At 49.7% G+C, this 1,522-nt stretch carries 1 protein-coding gene; it reads right to left on the bottom strand.

The genetic code is table 11. The features are described from left to right. A partial coding sequence (locus H5154_RS22670) for a tandem-95 repeat protein (protein WP_182719719.1) occupies positions 1-1,522 on the bottom strand: 1,522 nt, incomplete at both ends.

The raw sequence follows: 1,522 nt of genomic DNA on the forward strand, positions 1-1,522 counted from the left end.
CGCCATTGCTGTCTTTAACTGTGTAAGTAAAGCTGTCGTCACCATAGTAATCTGCATTGGCGGTGTAAATGATTGCCCCCGTTGCGGTTACTTGAGTTTGCCCATTGCTTGGTGCACTGACAACCGTCACACTGCTCACATCTAAGCTGTCGCCGATATCAACATCACTGTCGTTACCCAATACGTTAACTTCAAATGAACCTTCTTCTTGCAGTTGGGCGGTGTTATCTAGCGCCACTGGTGCATCGTTCACGGCATTAATGGTCAGTGTGACGGTCGCTGGGGTTGAGCTTAAGCCTTCGCTGTCTGTTAATGTGTAGGTGAAACTAAATACCCCATTCACATCTTGGCTTGGCACGATAGCTAAACTACCATCGAGGTTAACACTGACTGTCGCAAAGTCGTACATGCCCGCCCCCGTGCCTTGGTTTTCAAGGCTTACGTTGGCAGCATTAAAGCCACTGTCTTCTACGTCTGAGTCGTTTGCTAAAATAGCTAACGTTGTTGCGGTATCTTCATCAGTCGTCACTGCATCATTAGCAACAACGGGGCGGTCATTCACCGCACCTATATTTACCGTAACGGTTCCTGGCAGTGACACACCGCCTTCGCTGTCGGTAATGGTGTAGGTGAAACTGTCTTGCCCTGTAACGTTCGCATCTGGGGTATACACAAAGGTGCCCGCGGCTTGGTCAAACACCACTTGCCCTGAGCTTGGCGCTCTGACTAAGTTAATCGTGCCCGTTGGGATGGTGTCTTCCACATCACTGGCCAGTGAACGCACATTGGTCACTGCTGATGCGGTGTCTTCATCCACACTTAAGCTGATAGCTTGTACCTCAGGGAGGTCGTTCACTGGGGTAATGGTGACTGTCACTGTTGCCGCTGTCGAGGTATTCAATGCCGCATCTTTTACCGTATAAGTAAAAGTGTCTGTCCCCGTTACGTTGCTGTTCGGTGTATACGTGGCAATGCCGTTAGTGATACTTACCGTGCCTTTACTCGCAGGTAATACGATAGCCGCTGAAGCGACCACTAAGTCATCTTCTGCATCACTGTCATTTGCTACCAAACTAAAGTTCACTGGCGTGTCTTCTGCAGTGGTGGCAATGTCATCCATGACAACCGGTGCATCTGCAACTGGCGCGACCGTTAGTGTTACTGTCTGTACTGCCGATAACGCACCGGCGCTATCACGAACTTGGAATGTAAAGCTGTCGCCATGGTTTTCACTGCCGTCATGTTGATAACTAAAGCTACCATCACTGTTTAAGCTGACACTACCAAATTGTGGTTGACTGACCAGCTCTGCGCTGAGTGTGTCGCCTGCATCATCATCGCTGGCGTTACTTAATAACCCGTTTGCAAGTGCCACGGTTAATGTCGCGGCTTCATCGAGGTTAAACGCGAAGTTTTGCCCTACCGGCGCATCGTTGGTGTTGGTGACCTCTAATGTAAATGGCGTTAAACTGGCGCTATCTGTGCCATCGTTAACACTGATAGTAATAGCCGCGTAGCTGCC

Source organism: Pseudoalteromonas sp. SR44-5, assembly GCF_014163675.1.
Lineage (GTDB): Bacteria > Pseudomonadota > Gammaproteobacteria > Enterobacterales > Alteromonadaceae > Pseudoalteromonas > Pseudoalteromonas rhizosphaerae.